A 16,497-nucleotide genomic window follows, 5' to 3' on the forward strand; every position below is an offset into this window, starting at 1 on the left:
TGGAGTTGCACCTTTTTCTCGCCCCGAAATTCAGCCGTTGCAAAGAACGTTAGCTGACGAATCATCTTGATAAAAATCAAAAATAAATACGCTTGTAACGCCTTGCGTATTGAATCGGTGGTGGAATTTCATATATAACTCAAATGATAATCATGATCATTCTCAATTTGATAAGAGTTCTCAATATGATGCCAAGGATCACCACCAGGCCGTGTCTTTGTTCCCCACTAACGTTATGCATTTCAGCCGTGGCCTCTGCCGCGAAGACCACGGTAAAACGAAGTTCCATGAAAAAACTGTTTATGGCAGTACTGGCTCTTAGCTGGGCTTTTAGCGCAACGGCGACCGAACGTATCGTGGTTGCTGGAGGGTCACTGACGGAACTGATCTACGCGATGGGTGCTGGTAACCGCGTGGTTGGTGTCGATGAAACAACATCTTATCCACCAGAAACCGCCAAACTGCCGCATATTGGTTACTGGAAACAACTAAGCAGCGAAGGCATTTTGTCACTTCGCCCGAATAGCGTAATTACCTGGCAGGATGCCGGGCCACAAATTGTGCTCGACCAACTACGGGCGCAGAAAGTCAACGTCGTCACCCTGCCGCGAGTGCCTGCCACCCTTGAGCAGATGTACGCCAACATTCGTCAACTGGCGAAAACGTTACAGGTTCCTGAACAAGGCGACGCGCTGGTGACACAGATCAACCAACGCCTGGAGCGAGTACAGCAAAACGTGGCGGCCAAAAAAGCCCCGGTTAAAGCGATGTTTATTCTCTCCGCAGGCGGCAGTGCGCCACAGGTTGCCGGTAAAGGCAGCGTCGCAGACGCTATTCTGTCACTTGCCGGTGCAGAAAACGTCGCTACCCACCAGCAGTACAAAAGCTACAGCGCGGAATCGCTGATTGCGGCTAACCCTGAAGTGATTGTCGTCACCTCACAAATGGTCGATGGCGATATTAATCGGCTGCGTTCTATTGCCGGAATTACCCACACCGCCGCATGGAAAAACCAGCGCATTATCACCGTTGATCAAAACCTGATTCTGGGAATGGGCCCGCGTATTGCTGATGTCGTTGAGTCTTTACACCAGCAGCTTTGGCCGCAATAAACGGATTTAAATCAGACGTATGAACATGAAAAACACCCTGGATCTCACGCCACATTTTGCTTTAGACGGAGACCAGCCATTTAAAGACAGGCGCGCCATGATGCCATTTCGTGGAGCCATTCCGGTCGCCAAAGAACAACTGGCACAAACCTGGCAAGAGATGATCGGTCAAACGACTTCACCTCGTAAGCGACTGGTTTATCTGCATATTCCTTTTTGCGCGACACACTGCACGTTTTGTGGTTTTTATCAGAATCGTTTTAACGAAGATGCGTGCGCTCATTATACCGATGCCCTGATTCGAGAAATCGAGCTGGAGGCGGACAGTGTATTGCATCAGTCCGCGCCCATCCACGCAGTCTATTTCGGTGGCGGCACGCCTTCTGCGCTCTCTGCGCGCGATTTGTCCAGAATCATCACCACACTACGAGAGAAATTACCGCTGGCACCCGATTGTGAAATCACCATTGAAGGCCGGGTACTGAATTTTGACGCTGACCGAATCGACGCTTGCCTTGACGCAGGAGCAAATCGCTTTTCTATTGGTATTCAGTCATTTAGCAGCAACATCCGCAAGAAAATGGCTCGCACCTCTGATGGCCCAACCGCCATTGCGTTTATGGAAAGCCTGGTCAAACGCGACCGTGCTGCGGTGGTGTGCGATCTGTTATTCGGCCTGCCAGGTCAGGATGCGCAAACCTGGGGAGAAGATCTGACTATTGCCCGCGATATCGGTCTCGATGGCGTTGATCTCTATGCGCTCAATGTCCTGCCCAACACGCCGCTGGGCAAAGCCGTGGAAAATGGGCGCACTACCGTGCCCTCTCCGGCAGAACGTCGCGATCTCTATCTGCAAGGGTGTGACTTCATGGACGATGCCGGCTGGCGCTGCATCAGTAACAGCCACTGGGGTCGTACTACACGCGAACGTAATCTCTATAACCTGCTGATTAAACAGGGTGCCGATTGTCTGGCCTTTGGTTCTGGCGCAGGCGGTTCGATTAATGGTTACTCCTGGATGAACGAACGCAACCTTCAGACCTGGCATGAATCCGTCGCGGCAGGCAAAAAACCGCTGATGATGATCATGCGTAACGCCGAACGTAACGCGCAGTGGCGTCATACCTTGCAGTCGGGCATTGAAACGGCGCGTGTATCACTGGACGAACTTACGCCACATGCCGAAAAACTCGCGCCGTTACTGGCTCAGTGGCACCAAAAAGGCTTAAGCCGCGATGCTTCAACTTGCCTGCGGCTGACTAATGAAGGTCGTTTCTGGGCAAGCAATATTTTGCAGTCTCTTAATGAACTGATTCAGGTACTTAATGCGCCAGCGATTGTGCGTGGAAAACCATAACAGGAGTGATTTATGAGCCATGTCTCGTTACAGGAATTTTTGAAAACGGAGCCAGACGGTACGCTGGAAGCGATCGCCGAACAATACAACACCACACTGCTGGAGGTAGTGAAAAATCTGCCCTCTCCGACGGTCGTGTCAGGCGATAAATTCGATACTGTCTGGGATACCGTCTGCGAATGGGGCAACGTCACCACGCTGGTGCATACTGCCGATGTGATCCTCGAATTTAGCGGCGAACTGCCTTCGGGTTTCCATCGTCACGGCTATTTCAACCTACGCGGAAAGCACGGCATGTCCGGGCATATCAAAGCAGAAAACTGCACACATATTGCCTTGATCGAACGTAAATTCATGGGCATGGACACCGCCTCTATTCTCTTTTTCAATAAGGAAGGCAGCGCCATGCTGAAAATCTTCCTCGGCAGGGATGACCATCGTCAGCTCCTGAGCGAACAAGTCAGCGCCTTCCATGCTCTGGCGGCATCTCTGAAGGAACATGCCTGATGACGCCGTGGCTACTCTTTGGCGCAGGCGGAAAGGGAGTTGGAGCCAGAACGCTTGCACTGGCGCTGGCGGAACAACGTCCGGTCGTTGCTGTCGTTCGTCATGCCGATGCAGCCAAGAAACTGGCACAACAAGGTGTGCAGGTTTTTACAGGCGACGCCTGTGATGCCAGCGTAGTTGCGGCTGCTTGCCGCGCGGCTGACCCGGATGCGCTTGTCATCTCAACAATGGGTGGCGAACAGGATTATCTGGCGCACAGAACAGTGATTGATGAGGCCGAAAAAGCCGGTATCAAGCGCATGATTCTGGTGACCTCTTTGGGATGCGGCGATAGCTGGCCGTTTTTATCGGAGCGGGCAAAGGCTGCGTTTGGTCAGGCGGTACGGGAAAAAACGCTGGCGGAAAGCTGGCTGCAAACCAGCCAACTTGACTACGCCATTCTCCGTCCAGGCGGTCTGCTTGATGGCGCAGCAACGGGCAAAGCGTTACGGATACAAAATCAGGAATGTCATGGTTTTGTCCGCCGTGCCGATGTCGATACACATATTGCTGAACTGGCCAGTCAGCCGACACTCAACAAGCAGATCTACAGTCTGATTGAACCAGATCTGAAACCGGCGTAATCCCCTCCCGGCGCGGAATATCCGCGCCGTAATGTCGTAATGGAGTTTTGCGTGCTCAAGGATTCATTGTCTTCCGCCAGTGTCTTTATGGGGCTATCACTCTTATTGCTTGCCCTGGTGCTGTTCGGCGCCAGTCAGGGAGCGTTAAAGATCAGTTTTGATGCCCTTTTTGATGAGGAATACCGCGATATCTGGCTAAATATTCGCCTGCCTCGCGTTTTACTGGCAGTGCTGGTAGGCGCAGCGTTGGCAACCGCCGGGGTGATTATGCAGGGGCTTTTTCGCAACCCCATGGCTGACCCTGGATTACTCGGCGTCAGTAGCGGTTCGGCATTAATGGTTGGCGTTGCTATTGTGCTGCCCTTTTCCTTCCCGGTGATGCTGGTGCTCTATGAGCAAATGGTATTTGCCATCGCCGGTAGTTTAGTGGTCTGCACCATCATTTTTCTCATCACGCAGCGCCATCGCGATGGCAGCATGATGCAATTGTTACTGGCCGGGATCGCCATCAACGCCCTGTGCGGTGCGGCGATTGGCGTACTGAGCTATATCGGCGATGAACAGCAGCTACGACAACTCACACTGTGGATGATGGGCAATCTTGGACAGGCGCAATGGCCGACGTTATTGGTCGCCAGTTCATTCATTCTGCCAGCCATTATCGCGACAACCTGTCTCGCCGGAACGCTAAATTTGCTGCAACTTGGTGATGAAGAAGCCCACTACCTCGGCGTGAACGTTAAACGTAAACGCCAGCAATTACTGTTGATTAGCTCACTGCTTGTTGGCGCTGCCGTATCGGTAAGCGGAATTATCGGTTTTATAGGCCTGGTGATCCCACATCTGATTCGCATGACGACCGGGGCAAATCACCGCTGGTTAATCCCTTGTTCCGCCCTCGCCGGCGCCTGTTTATTGCTGATGGCAGACACACTTGCCCGCACGCTAGTACAGCCAGCAGAAATGCCCGTGGGATTATTAACCAGCCTGCTTGGCGGCCCTTATTTTATGTGGTTGATTCTGCGCAACCGGAGGATCACATGATCAGCGCCCAGAACCTGGTTTATAGCCTTCAGGGACGGCGTCTGACTGACAATGTCTCGCTGACTTTTCCCGGCGGAGAAATTGTTGCCATTCTCGGCCCTAATGGCGCGGGAAAATCCACGTTGCTTCGCCAGCTAACCGGCTATCTTCAACCAGATAGCGGCGAATGCCGGTTGTTTAATAAGCCATTAAATGAATGGTCAATCACCGAACTGGCGAAACACCGGGCCGTGATGCGTCAAAATAGCCACATGGCGTTTCCATTCAGCGTAAAGGAAGTGATCCAGATGGGGCGGCATCCACATCGTACCGGCAATCAGAGCGGTGAAACGGTGCAGATTATGGCGTTATGCGACTGTCAGGCACTCGCTAACCGCGACTACCGGCAATTATCCGGCGGTGAACAACAGCGTGTGCAATTGGCTCGCCTGCTGGTGCAACTCTGGGAACCAGTTCCCTCACCGAAATGGTTATTTCTTGATGAACCAACGTCGGCGCTGGATATTCACCATCAACAACATCTGTTTCGTTTATTACGCCAGTTGGTTCGCGAACGGCAATTTAACGTCTGCTGCGTATTGCACGATCTTAATCTTGCAGCCCGTTATGCTGACCGTGTTGTTTTGATGCAAAAAGGAAAGGTTGTTGCAAATGGCAAACCGCAGGACGTATTGACACAGCAGGCGCTGACAATGCTCTATGGCGCGGATATTACCGTGCTAAAAGATCCGGTTAACCATTCACCACTGATCGTCCTCGATCATTAAAACCAACAGGAGTACCGCTCTGGTACTCCTGCCGAATAAATAACGATACAGATTAGCTAATTGAAACGCCTTTCACCCCTGCCATGCCTTTTAATAATCGCAACAGCTCTTCTATCGATGTCGTGGCATGAAGCTGGATATCAATAGAAACCACTTCATGATCTTCATTTTCCTGCAACGAAACTAAATCTGTTTTTATTTTTTGCTGCTTAAACCAGTCGAGCATTGATACCGTATTACCGTTCACTAACGTCAGCTGTAAATGGTAATTTTTGTTCATCAGGCGGAAGGTTAATTGATGGAAGACTTCCAGCACCAGCAAGGTCATCACGGAACCGTAAATCCCCAGTTCATACATGCCGCTACCAATCACCATACCGATGGCTGCCGTTACCCAAATATCCGCAGCGGTCGTTAAACCGACAATATTTTGATTGCGAACGAGGATGTTCCCCGCACCGATAAATCCGACGCCAGTGACGACCTGAGCGGCAATACGGCTGGGATCAAGACCGACATGATCCAACGCCAGCACATCAGCAAAACCATATTTCGACACAATCATGAACAGCGCGCTGCCCATACCAATCAAGACATGGGTACGTAAACCAGCCCCCTTGCCGCGCATTTGCCTTTCCATGCCAATAGCACCACAAGCAATTGCGGTCAGGATCAAACGAATAATAAATTCGGTAGTCATATAAAAACGCAAAAAGGAGCAGCAAGATGGCTCGGCTTGCTACTCCTTTTTGCTTTATTCCTGTTAATTCGGCAGGACATTTGCCAATTTATCTTTAAAGGTATACAAATTTTTCTGCGGATTTTTCTTACAATATTCAATCACTTTAGGAATCTGAGTCAGGTCGGTTTCATTTAAGGTTACAGTATCACCACCTTTATAAACCGTTTCTTCATGCAGCATCCACCATGCAACAGGTGTCATCGCTTTCGGATTCAGGTCAATAAATTCCTGACAAGTCATATCTTTAGCAGATTCATTAGCCGCCAGCGCAGATTGCGCATTAACCAGTGACAGTGCCGCTACAGCGCCAACGAAAACAATGGCTTTACGTAGAGATGCAATATTCATTTTACAACCCATTCAATAAATAATTGATATATGAACAGGAGGATTACCTGCTTTATAAACAAGATATTCCGGCCTGTTCAATATTTAAGGAAATACGATGTAACGCATTCCCGTAATTACATATCTTTCTTAATTTTGTCCCATTCGCCTTTAACTTTATCTTTAAAGCTGGCTTTTTTATCCTGAGTACAAGCCTGAACGATAGCTGGGGTTACGGTTGCAATACCCTGAACATCTAAAACCGCATCTTCTGGTTTATCTTTGTTGTTCAGTGCTTCAGCAAAACCAACTGCAGTTGGCTGGAAGGATTCGTCCACAGCCAGGAAATCTTCACAGGTCCAGGAGTTGACCGGTTTTTTGTTATCAGCTGCTTTTTGTGCATCCGCTGCATTGCTCACTACTGGCAGAAGAAGCAGACCACCAAGAATAACGCCTAATACTTTTTTCATCGTAATATCCTCAACTATAAAGTGAAAGAGCCGTCACGAATCAATTTCGACATTGAGGTTATAACCTGGTTTTCTGGGTATGTCATGTTGAGACAAAATATCAAAATCAGATATTTTTATTCTAATACAATAGGTTACATGGTCATCACGCACGGTAATTAGGAAATTTTTATTAAATCAACTGCATTCTCAGATGCATTTTTGGCATAGATTGATAGCAGGGGTTTTCCTTCTTAAATTTATAGGGTGGTTCTATGTTATATATAGATAAGGCAACAATTTTGAAGTTTGATCTGGATATGCTTAAGAAGCATCGTAGAGCGATCCAGTTTATTGCTGTACTGCTATTCATCGTCGGTTTACTGTGTATCAGTTTCCCGTTTGTTTCTGGTGATATTCTAAGCACGGTAGTTGGCGTATTATTAATCTGCTCGGGTATCGCACTTATTGTTGGATTATTCAGCAACCGCAGTCATAATTTCTGGCCTGTATTATCGGGGTTCCTCGTGGCTGTAGCCTATTTATTGATCGGCTATTTCTTTATCCGCGCACCGGAACTAGGGATTTTCGCCATTGCAGCGTTTATTGCGGGTCTGTTCTGCGTCGCAGGGGTTATTCGCCTGATGAGCTGGTATCGTCAGCGTTCAATGAAAGGTAGCTGGCTACAACTCGTTATTGGTGTGCTGGATATCGTCATTGCCTGGATATTCCTTGGCGCAACACCGATGGTTTCTGTAACATTGGTATCTACGCTGGTAGGGATCGAACTCATATTTAGCGCCGCCAGCCTGTTCAGTTTTGCTAGTTTGTTCGTTAAAAAATAATAACTAGCCGACGTATCTCCGCTCTATTTTTTAGCCTGCCTCATAGTTACGCACAATGATTATGAGGCAGCTAACACCTACACCACCGCATGGCTACCTTGATAAAACACGTACTATCATTGAAATAAATCGCGCACAGCGATTAAATCAACTATCTGAAATTTTTGTTTTTTTTATTTATTTCACGGCGAATTAGCCATTTCAAACATTATCATGGCTGATATTTTTCGTTGTCAGGTTTAATGTTTTAGAAGTGCTGTGAGAAAGTGAACTGAAGGTTCCATAAACATCGATGCTATGGGTAGATAAACAAATATTCCAGAGTTTATTTTTTCACTATCAATGCGCTAAAAGAAAGCTGGCAATCCAATTGCCAGCTTAAATAGAAACAAGGAGACTCAATATTTAAATCGGATTACGCTTTAACTTTAGTAATATTCTTCAGAGATCACAAATGGATTATTTATAACTTATTCTTGGGTAGAAGTCCGCAGCGTGTTAATGTTTTGTTTATTAATTACAAATCAATAACAACCAGGAATCTTACCTAGGATCAATATATGGACCAGATGATGGCTAAATCTGAAGTTTTGATTAGTGTTAATAGACGTATTAGTTCACGAAGGGCAAGGTTCTTATAGGCGTTTACTATATTGAACACCATATTCGGACATGGATGTAAATAATGAAAGGGACAACATGTTCGAAACGATAACGGCTAAGGAGCAAGTTATGATTTTTCTCATGACGAAGGATTCTTTTCTTTTACAGGGCTTTTTGCAGTTGAAAGATAATCACGAAATGATAAAAATCAATTCCCTGTCAGAGCTCAAAAGCATAGGCAACAAACCATTCAAGGTGATCATTGATACCTATCATAATCATATCCTTGATGAAGAAGCTATTAAGTTTCTTGAGAAATTAGATGCCGAAAGAATCATTGTTCTGGCACCTTATCACATCAGTAAACTGAAAAGTCAGTCGCCTATTTATTTTATCAGCCGCAAAGAAAGTATTAAAAACCTGATTGATATTACTTATGGAAAACACTTACCCCATAAGAATTCTCAATTATGTTTCTCGCATAATCAATTCAAAATTATGCAACTGATTCTGAAAAACAAAAATGAAAGTAATATCACATCAACACTGAATATTTCGCAGCAAACGTTAAAGATCCAGAAATTCAATATCATGTACAAGCTGAAACTGAGACGTATGAGCGACATCGTGACTCTGGGAATTTCTTCTTATTTTTAATAAGGAGCCGATGTGACCCAGCGATAATTGTCTGAAATTAATGGCTGGCATGACGAGGGATGCAAATGCTGACTCCATTACTCCCGGTGATAGCCCAAGGAGAAGCGAAAACGAACTTATTCCCCTGGTTTATGTATCCACCAGTAGAAACCTTCGTTGCCCGGATGCAGACAGAGACTGTCGGCAGAACGGCAACATTTTTTTTGCCATTAACGTCACAATATTGGTCACTCTGCCTACATGCTTCCTCGCTGGCTTACAACCTCATGACTTGCATTATGCCGCTGGTCTGTAAATCCCTCATACCTCACCCCACGCGTAATTCAAAGAACCGTTATTTCTCACGAGTTTTCAGGGACTAAAATGAACAGAAAAAGAATACTGTTAATACCGTTGTTATTCTGCGGCGCGATGCTCACCGCCTGCGATGACAAATCGACGGAAAATGCCGCCGCCATGACACCTGAAGTGGGTGTGGTGACACTCTCTCCCGGTTCGGTCAATGTGATGAGCGAACTGCCCGGCAGAACAGTTCCTTATGAAGTTGCGGAGATACGTCCCCAGGTGGGCGGCATTATCATTAAACGCAACTTTATCGAAGGCGATAAAGTTAACCAGGGCGACTCGCTGTATCAGATTGATCCTGCACCCTTACAGGCAGAGCTGAACTCTGCCAAAGGTTCGCTGGCGAAAGCTCTCTCCACCGCCAGCAATGCCCGCATCACCTTTAACCGCCAGGCATCGTTGCTGAAGACCAACTACGTTAGCCGTCAGGATTACGACACCGCGCGCACCCAACTGAATGAGGCAGAAGCCAATGTCACCGTCGCCAAAGCGGCTGTTGAGCAGGCGACGATCAATCTGCAATACGCGAATGTCACCTCGCCGATTACGGGCGTCAGCGGAAAATCGTCGGTAACCGTCGGCGCATTAGTTACTGCTAATCAAGCTGATTCCCTGGTCACTGTGCAGCGTCTGGATCCGATTTATGTCGATCTCACGCAGTCGGTGCAGGATTTTTTGCGCATGAAAGAAGAGGTCGCCAGTGGGCAGATCAAGCAGGTTCAGGGCAGTACGCCTGTGCAGCTTAATCTGGAAAATGGCAAACGTTACAGCCAGACCGGCACGCTGAAATTTTCCGACCCGACAGTAGATGAAACCACGGGTTCCGTCACGTTGCGCGCAATCTTCCCCAATCCAAATGGTGACTTACTGCCAGGCATGTACGTCACAGCGTTAGTGGATGAAGGTAGTCGCCAGAATGTGTTACTGGTGCCGCAGGAAGGCGTTACTCACAACGCTCAGGGTAAAGCGACGGCACTCATTCTGGATAAAGACGATGTCGTGCAGTTACGCGAAATTAACGCTACCAAAGCTATCGGAAATCAGTGGGTTGTTACCTCTGGTTTGCAAGCTGGCGATCGGGTGATCGTTTCCGGTTTGCAACGCATACATCCGGGTATCAAAGCACGCGCAATTTCCTCCAGCCAGGAAAACGCCAGCACCGAATCGAAACAATAACGTTGCAGGCTTAAGGGGACTTTCATGGCTAACTATTTTATTGATCGCCCGGTTTTTGCCTGGGTACTTGCCATTATTTTGATGCTCGCAGGCGGTCTGGCGATCATGAACTTACCGGTTGCGCAATATCCGCAGATTGCGCCGCCAACCATCACCGTCAGCGCCACCTATCCGGGCGCTGATGCGCAAACAGTAGAAGACTCGGTCACTCAGGTGATTGAGCAAAATATGAATGGGCTTGATGGCCTGATGTATATGTCATCAACCAGCGATGCAGCAGGTAATGCATCCATCACCCTGACCTTTGAGACGGGAACATCGCCCGATATCGCGCAGGTTCAGGTACAAAATAAACTGCAACTCGCCATGCCATCGCTCCCCGAAGCGGTACAGCAACAAGGAATTAGCGTCAATAAATCGAGCAGCAATATCCTGATGGTGGCGGCGTTTATCTCTGATAACGGCAGCCTCAACCAGTACGACATCGCGGACTATGTGGCGTCTAATATTAAAGACCCTCTAAGCCGTACCGCAGGCGTCGGTAGCGTACAGCTCTTTGGTTCAGAGTACGCCATGCGTATCTGGCTGGATCCGCAAAAACTCAATAAATACAATCTCGTTCCTTCTGATGTTATTTCCCAAATCAAAGTACAAAACAACCAGATTTCCGGCGGTCAACTGGGGGGGATGCCACAGGCGGCAGACCAGCAACTGAACGCCTCAATCATTGTGCAGACGCGTCTACAAACGCCGGAAGAATTTGGCAAAATCCTGCTAAAAGTTCAGCAAGATGGTTCGCAAGTATTGCTGCGCGACGTTGCTCGCGTCGAGCTGGGGGCGGAAGATTATTCCACCGTGGCGCGCTATAACGGCAAACCTGCTGCCGGTATCGCCATCAAACTGGCTACCGGGGCAAACGCGCTCGATACCTCGCGGGCAGTAAAAGCAGAACTCAACCGCTTATCAGCCTATTTCCCCGCCAGCCTGAAGACGGTTTATCCTTACGACACCACACCGTTTATCCAAATTTCAATTCAGGAAGTTTTCAAAACGCTGGTTGAGGCGATCATCCTCGTCTTCCTGGTCATGTACCTGTTTTTACAAAACATTCGCGCTACGATTATCCCGACTATCGCCGTGCCGGTGGTTATTCTCGGTACGTTCGCGATTTTGTCGGCGGTCGGTTTTACCATCAACACCCTCACCATGTTCGGGATGGTGTTAGCTATAGGGCTTCTGGTAGATGACGCCATCGTGGTGGTGGAAAACGTCGAGCGCGTGATAGCGGAAGATAAACTGCCGCCGCAGGAAGCGACGCATAAATCGATGGGGCAAATCCAGCGTGCGTTGGTCGGGATTGCCGTTGTTCTGTCCGCCGTGTTTATGCCAATGGCCTTTATGAGCGGCGCGACCGGGGAAATTTATCGCCAGTTCTCCATTACGCTGATTTCATCCATGTTGCTTTCGGTGTTTGTGGCGATGAGCCTGACCCCGGCACTTTGCGCGACCATTCTGAAAGCCGCACCGGAAGGTGGTCACAAACCGAACGCCTTGTTCGAACGCTTCAACCATCTGTTTGAAAAATCGACTCAGCACTATACCGACAGCACCCGCTCACTGCTGCGTTGCACTGGTCGTTACATGGTGGTTTACCTGCTGATTTGTGCGGGGATGGCGGTGCTGTTCCTGCGTACACCAACCTCTTTCTTACCGGAAGAGGATCAGGGGGTCTTTATGACCACCGCGCAGTTACCGTCAGGTTCCACCATGGTTAACACCACGAAAGTGCTGCAACAGGTGACAGATTACTATCTGACAAAAGAGAAAAATAATGTCCAGTCGGTGTTTACCGTTGGCGGCTTTGGCTTCAGCGGTCAGGGGCAAAACAACGGTCTGGCGTTTATCAGCCTCAAGCCGTGGTCTGAACGCGTCGGCGAGGAAAACTCGGTGACCGCAATCATTCAGCGGGCAATGGTGGCTCTGAGCAGTATCAATAAAGCGATGATTTTCCCGTTCAACTTACCTGCGGTAGCGGAGCTGGGTACAGCATCAGGTTTTGATATGGAACTACTGGACAACGGCAACCTGGGGCACGAAAAGCTGACCCAGGCGAGAAACGAGTTGTTGTCGCTGGCAGCACAATCACCCGATCAGGTAACAGCGGTTCGCCCGAACGGCCTGGAAGATACACCGATGTTCAAAGTGAACGTCAACGCCGCGAAAGCCGAAGCGATGGGCGTGGAACTGTCTGATATCAACCAGACCCTCTCTACCGCCTTCGGCAGTAGCTACGTCAATGACTTCCTCAATCAGGGGCGTGTGAAAAAAGTGTATGTCCAGGCAGGAACGCCGTTCCGTATGCTGCCGGACAACATCAACCAATGGTATGTACGCAACGCCTCTGGCACGATGGCGCCGCTTTCTGCCTATTCTTCAACAGAATGGACCTACGGTTCGCCGCGACTGGAACGTTACAACGGCATTCCGTCGATGGAGATTTTAGGGGAAGCCGCTGCCGGGAAAAGTACCGGTGACGCAATGAAATTTATGGCGGATCTGGTCGCTAAACTTCCGGCGGGCGTCGGCTACTCCTGGACCGGGTTGTCATATCAGGAAGCGTTATCATCCAACCAGGCTCCCGCACTGTATGCCATTTCACTGGTCGTGGTGTTCCTCGCCCTCGCCGCGCTGTATGAAAGCTGGTCAATTCCGTTCTCGGTGATGTTAGTTGTACCGTTGGGTGTCATTGGTGCATTACTGGCAACTGACCTGCGCGGCTTAAGCAATGACGTCTACTTTCAGGTCGGATTGCTGACCACCATCGGGCTTTCCGCCAAGAACGCCATCCTGATCGTCGAATTTGCGGTTGAGATGATGCAGAAAGAAGGCAAAACACCGGTAGAAGCGATTATCGAAGCGGCGCGGATGCGTTTACGCCCAATCCTCATGACCTCTCTGGCCTTTATTCTCGGCGTACTGCCGCTGGTTATCAGTCATGGCGCAGGTTCCGGCGCACAAAACGCGGTAGGTACAGGCGTTATGGGGGGGATGTTTGCAGCAACTGTGCTGGCAATTTACTTCGTTCCCGTCTTTTTTGTCGTTGTGGAACATCTCTTTGCCCGCTTTAAAAAAGCGTAACGTATGAATGAGAGTAAGGTTGAACATGAGCGTTCGGCCTTACTCTTTCCTCGCAACCACTCACTACTCAACAACCAGCTAATCGTGAGGAATACCAGACTTAACAAACAGCAGTGAAAGTAGAAACCACTCCAGCCATTGGTCATCAATTTGAACAGCACAATACAGACCAGCATTCCCGTAATTATATGAATTGTTAGCTTAATAATCCCAAACATGCCGCGTCTTTTCCTCCTGAAAATACTAATACCCGTTTGCGAACTGCCAAAGAGAACTTGCCGTTGGTTCCGGCAGAGATAATCAGGAAAGATTTTTACATGCAGCGAGTGTGAGATCCTGACCAATACCCAAATGAGATATGCAATCAGGAGAAGGTTCCCGGCGAATGCTGTGCAAACTGATGTGGTGTGACGCCATAATATTGTCGAAATGTATTTATAAAGTACGACGTACTGCTATACCCACATTTTTCAGCAATGGTATGTAGAGGAACTTGCCGTAACTCAAGTAATCTTCTGGCCATCGACATCCTCGAGGCGAGTAATATTTTACTGAAGCAAGTATTTTCTTCCTGCAACTTTTTTTTGATTAAGCTCTCACTGGTATACATTGTTTCTGCGATATCACGCAGATACCAACGCCTGGCTATATCAAAGCTAATAATACGTTCAACTTTCCCCGATACAGTGCTGATACTGTTAAAAAGTAAAGGGATAAGCTCTTTCTTATGAGAAAACATTGATAAGCAGGAAAGATAGAGCATATTGCTCAATATAGGAGAATTTACAGCGGATTTAGCAAAACTATCAAAAATCGCTATCACCAGAGGCATTGGCGGTTCTGGGTTAATTAATAAACGATTTTTGTTATGTAGCCCCAAATTATGTGGTGCCTGACGAATATTTTGTAAGTAATGACAAACCGTCAGCTCATCGATATCCAAACGTCGCGTATCATGTGAACAAAACGAAAAATCGTCTGCCAAATTTTTCTCCAGTAGTAGAATACTCTCTTTGTTCAACGATATTTTTTGCTGTTCATGATAAATATCAAACGAACGGCAGGCGAGGATCACCGAGCAAACATGAGCCATGACTATCCCTTATATTCCATTACTGCGATTATTTCAATTTCAGTATACTGATGAAATGATGCCTGACTGTTCTTCAGGACTAAAACTGCCATATTTAGTAGGATCATACTTTACTTATTACGCAAATTTGCATAACAGTTAATTAGAAATAAGTAAATACAATAATAATATATTTTTAAAAATCGTATAGCCTATGTTTATAAAAATTTGGCTGATCTTATCTCCAGCAAACGTTATATTTAACTTACTGAGAGCACAAAAGTTTCCCGTGCCAACAGGGAGTGTTATAACGGTTTATTAGTCTGGAGACGGCAGACTATCCTCTTCCCGGTCCCCTATGCCGGGTTTTTTTTATGTTCGGGCAGACGTTGTAATCTTATTCTTACAGCCGAACTCTAAAATTTTCTTCTGTAACAAGTCTTGTCATTGAGTCGCCATTGAACTTTCCTTGTGCTATTTGTTCCTGATACTCTGTGGGTGTCATCCCATAATAATTTCGAAAAACGTAAATAAAATATGACATGCTGTTATAGCCACAGGACATTGCCACGCGTTTTATTGGAATACCAGGCATTACAACAAGTTGTAATGCACGCTGCATTCTACATGCGGTGAGCAGTTGTGAATAAGACGTATCTTCTTCACGCAATTTTTTCTTTAACAGACTCTGACTCATCAGTAACTCGTTGGCGATCTGTGATAATGTCCATTGATGAGCGATATTATTGTTGATAACTGTACAAACTCGCGTGCGCGTATTGGGATGTAATATGTTCACCAGTAGCGGTATAAACTGCTCATCCTCAAGAAAAACGGACAATAATGCAAATATTAATGCTCTTTTGCGCAATACCTCACCATAGCGGAGATTAGTTTGCTGCGAGAGTTGCATAACTTCCTGAAAAAATGGAATTTCTCTGGCACAGTGGTGAATAATTAACGAAGGTACTTTTTTATGAGTATGAAAATTTAACGCATCCTCCTTGAGAATCTGGAGGAATAATGAAAGCGTTTCCTTCGTGACAAATACTATATTTTCTAAGGAATTAGAAACTAAAACATGATTTGCATCCGCGCAGACCAAATCACCGCCATTAAAATAGCGACATTCACCATCAGCCATGGTGAGAATATATTTATGTCTTGCGTACGCAATGAGACAAGTGCCATGTTGTGATTGCATAGTTGACTTAATATAACATAAACATATTACTGTTTATTAATGTAGCACGCATTATATCTAAGTCAAATTTACTGGCATATAAATTTAAACGAAGCGGTGAGGAAAATGATAATGAGTGGAATAAATTACGCAGAATTATGGTGTTTATAATACAAAAAATGAATAGATAAAAATGCAAGATAATGAATACCAGGCGAATAATACCTTAAGGTGATATTTCACTTATATCATTATAATTTATAAACATTCATACATTATACAACTTAATAACAATATGAATATAAACCAATATTTCCGGGTTATATTCTGGTCGAACTCTCAGCCCCGGCTTGCTAGCCGGGGCTGAGATTCCTTATAACATCCTGTTATCAGGTATGTTTAAAGCTGTTCTGCTGAGCAATGCCCTGCAGTTTCGGGTGATCGCTGAGATATTTCAGGGAGGCTTTGTAGTCTTCCAGCAACAGTTCAGCGAAGTCCATTTCGAAACCACGACGGCACATAATACGCATCACCACAATGTCGGTGGCTT

15 protein-coding genes and 1 pseudogene are annotated in these 16,497 nt (G+C 47.0%); 10 read left to right on the top strand and 6 right to left on the bottom strand.

Features of this window, described 5'->3' with window-relative positions:
• Positions 1-188 precede the first annotated feature (188 nt).
• The 6 genes from shuT to A7Z06_RS17215 are packed head-to-tail and all read left to right on the top strand — an operon-like array spanning position 189 to position 5,410.
• Complete coding sequence (gene shuT, locus A7Z06_RS17190; RefSeq protein WP_024165147.1) at positions 189-1,112, top strand: heme ABC transporter substrate-binding protein ShuT; 924 nt, start codon at positions 189-191, stop codon at positions 1,110-1,112.
• 19 nt (positions 1,113-1,131) lie between these two features.
• Entirely contained in the window at positions 1,132-2,469 is a 1,338-nt protein-coding gene (gene hutW / locus A7Z06_RS17195; protein WP_105279509.1) for a heme anaerobic degradation radical SAM methyltransferase ChuW/HutW, read from the top strand.
• A gap of 12 nt (positions 2,470-2,481) precedes the next feature.
• The gene (gene hutX, locus A7Z06_RS17200; RefSeq protein ID WP_000020032.1) at positions 2,482-2,976 is read left to right on the top strand and encodes a heme utilization cystosolic carrier protein HutX; all 495 of its coding nucleotides are present in this window, start codon (positions 2,482-2,484) and stop codon (positions 2,974-2,976) included.
• Positions 2,976-3,599, top strand: coding sequence for an anaerobilin reductase (chuY, locus tag A7Z06_RS17205; protein ID WP_105279510.1), 624 nt, complete (start codon positions 2,976-2,978; stop codon positions 3,597-3,599). Before hutX ends, chuY begins: the two co-directional genes overlap by 1 nt.
• Positions 3,600-3,650: 51 nt before the next feature.
• Complete coding sequence (shuU, locus tag A7Z06_RS17210) at positions 3,651-4,643, top strand: heme ABC transporter permease ShuU/ChuU (protein ID WP_000910410.1); 993 nt, start codon at positions 3,651-3,653, stop codon at positions 4,641-4,643.
• Positions 4,640-5,410 carry a heme ABC transporter ATP-binding protein gene (locus tag A7Z06_RS17215; protein ID WP_010346218.1) on the top strand — a complete coding sequence of 257 codons (771 nt, stop codon included), beginning with the start codon at positions 4,640-4,642 and terminating at the stop codon, positions 5,408-5,410. Before shuU ends, A7Z06_RS17215 begins: the two co-directional genes overlap by 4 nt.
• A 52-nt stretch (positions 5,411-5,462) precedes the next feature.
• Here the strand turns inward: A7Z06_RS17215 and A7Z06_RS17220 are convergent, their stop codons facing one another.
• The 3 genes from A7Z06_RS17220 to hdeA all read right to left on the bottom strand — a co-directional run bounded on the left by A7Z06_RS17220 (position 5,463) and on the right by hdeA (position 6,949).
• Positions 5,463-6,110: an MgtC/SapB family protein gene (locus A7Z06_RS17220; RefSeq protein ID WP_024165148.1), complete on the bottom strand. Its 648-nt coding sequence runs from the start codon at positions 6,108-6,110 to the stop codon at positions 5,463-5,465.
• Between the two features lie 63 nt (positions 6,111-6,173).
• A complete protein-coding gene (hdeB, locus tag A7Z06_RS17225; RefSeq protein ID WP_016158878.1) occupies positions 6,174-6,500 on the bottom strand; it encodes an acid-activated periplasmic chaperone HdeB in 327 nt (108 codons plus the stop codon).
• A gap of 116 nt (positions 6,501-6,616) precedes the next feature.
• Positions 6,617-6,949 (bottom strand): acid-activated periplasmic chaperone HdeA, encoded by a 333-nt coding sequence (hdeA, locus tag A7Z06_RS17230; protein WP_000756548.1) that lies wholly within the window; start codon positions 6,947-6,949, stop codon positions 6,617-6,619.
• Positions 6,950-7,203: 254 nt separating this feature from the next.
• Here hdeA and hdeD point away from each other — a divergent pair, with 254 nt between their 5' ends.
• The 4 genes from hdeD to mdtF all read left to right on the top strand — a co-directional run bounded on the left by hdeD (position 7,204) and on the right by mdtF (position 13,692).
• The gene (gene hdeD / locus A7Z06_RS17235) at positions 7,204-7,773 is read left to right on the top strand and encodes an acid-resistance protein HdeD (RefSeq protein ID WP_000965661.1); all 570 of its coding nucleotides are present in this window, start codon (positions 7,204-7,206) and stop codon (positions 7,771-7,773) included.
• Positions 7,774-8,505: 732 nt separating this feature from the next.
• Positions 8,506-9,033, top strand: a complete 528-nt coding sequence (gene gadE, locus A7Z06_RS17240; protein WP_000576683.1) for an acid resistance transcriptional activator GadE — start codon at positions 8,506-8,508, stop codon at positions 9,031-9,033.
• A 411-nt stretch (positions 9,034-9,444) separates the two neighbouring features.
• The gene (mdtE, locus tag A7Z06_RS17250; protein WP_309487313.1) at positions 9,445-10,554 is read left to right on the top strand and encodes a multidrug transporter subunit MdtE; all 1,110 of its coding nucleotides are present in this window, start codon (positions 9,445-9,447) and stop codon (positions 10,552-10,554) included.
• A gap of 24 nt (positions 10,555-10,578) precedes the next feature.
• Positions 10,579-13,692, top strand: coding sequence for a multidrug efflux pump RND permease MdtF (gene mdtF / locus A7Z06_RS17255; RefSeq protein WP_000024839.1), 3,114 nt, complete (start codon positions 10,579-10,581; stop codon positions 13,690-13,692).
• Between the two features lie 364 nt (positions 13,693-14,056).
• Here mdtF and gadW read toward each other — a convergent pair whose 3' ends face one another.
• The 3 genes and pseudogenes from gadW to A7Z06_RS21740 form a co-directional block, all read right to left on the bottom strand.
• On the bottom strand, positions 14,057-14,785 hold the full coding sequence (gadW, locus tag A7Z06_RS17265; RefSeq protein ID WP_105279511.1) for an acid resistance transcriptional activator GadW: 729 nt from the start codon (positions 14,783-14,785) through the stop codon (positions 14,057-14,059).
• Positions 14,786-15,167: 382 nt separating this feature from the next.
• On the bottom strand, positions 15,168-15,968 hold the full coding sequence (gene gadX, locus A7Z06_RS17270; protein ID WP_085461373.1) for a DNA-binding transcriptional regulator GadX: 801 nt from the start codon (positions 15,966-15,968) through the stop codon (positions 15,168-15,170).
• 368 nt (positions 15,969-16,336) lie between these two features.
• Positions 16,337-16,497: pseudogene (locus A7Z06_RS21740) on the bottom strand (glutamate decarboxylase); the annotation flags it as partial.

It is taken from the genome of Escherichia sp. MOD1-EC6819 (assembly GCF_002965765.1).
Classification (GTDB): Bacteria; Pseudomonadota; Gammaproteobacteria; order Enterobacterales; family Enterobacteriaceae; genus Escherichia; species Escherichia ruysiae.

Excerpts from the sequence above, each read along its gene's own strand:
- hdeD (WP_000965661.1), top strand. The coding sequence starts at position 7,204 with ATGTTATATATAGATAAGGCAACAATTTTGAAGTTTGATCTGGATATG.
- gadW (WP_105279511.1), bottom strand. The coding sequence starts at position 14,785 with ATGGCTCATGTTTGCTCGGTGATCCTCGCCTGCCGTTCGTTTGATATT.
- hdeA (WP_000756548.1), bottom strand. The coding sequence starts at position 6,949 with ATGAAAAAAGTATTAGGCGTTATTCTTGGTGGTCTGCTTCTTCTGCCA.
- mdtE (WP_309487313.1), top strand. The coding sequence starts at position 9,445 with ATGCTCACCGCCTGCGATGACAAATCGACGGAAAATGCCGCCGCCATG.
- A7Z06_RS17215 (WP_010346218.1), top strand. The coding sequence starts at position 4,640 with ATGATCAGCGCCCAGAACCTGGTTTATAGCCTTCAGGGACGGCGTCTG.
- mdtF (WP_000024839.1), top strand. The coding sequence starts at position 10,579 with ATGGCTAACTATTTTATTGATCGCCCGGTTTTTGCCTGGGTACTTGCC.
- gadX (WP_085461373.1), bottom strand. The coding sequence starts at position 15,968 with ATGCAATCACAACATGGCACTTGTCTCATTGCGTACGCAAGACATAAA.
- chuY (WP_105279510.1), top strand. The coding sequence starts at position 2,976 with ATGACGCCGTGGCTACTCTTTGGCGCAGGCGGAAAGGGAGTTGGAGCC.
- gadE (WP_000576683.1), top strand. The coding sequence starts at position 8,506 with ATGATTTTTCTCATGACGAAGGATTCTTTTCTTTTACAGGGCTTTTTG.
- shuT (WP_024165147.1), top strand. The coding sequence starts at position 189 with ATGCCAAGGATCACCACCAGGCCGTGTCTTTGTTCCCCACTAACGTTA.
- hutX (WP_000020032.1), top strand. The coding sequence starts at position 2,482 with ATGAGCCATGTCTCGTTACAGGAATTTTTGAAAACGGAGCCAGACGGT.
- hdeB (WP_016158878.1), bottom strand. The coding sequence starts at position 6,500 with ATGAATATTGCATCTCTACGTAAAGCCATTGTTTTCGTTGGCGCTGTA.
- A7Z06_RS17220 (WP_024165148.1), bottom strand. The coding sequence starts at position 6,110 with ATGACTACCGAATTTATTATTCGTTTGATCCTGACCGCAATTGCTTGT.
- hutW (WP_105279509.1), top strand. The coding sequence starts at position 1,132 with ATGAACATGAAAAACACCCTGGATCTCACGCCACATTTTGCTTTAGAC.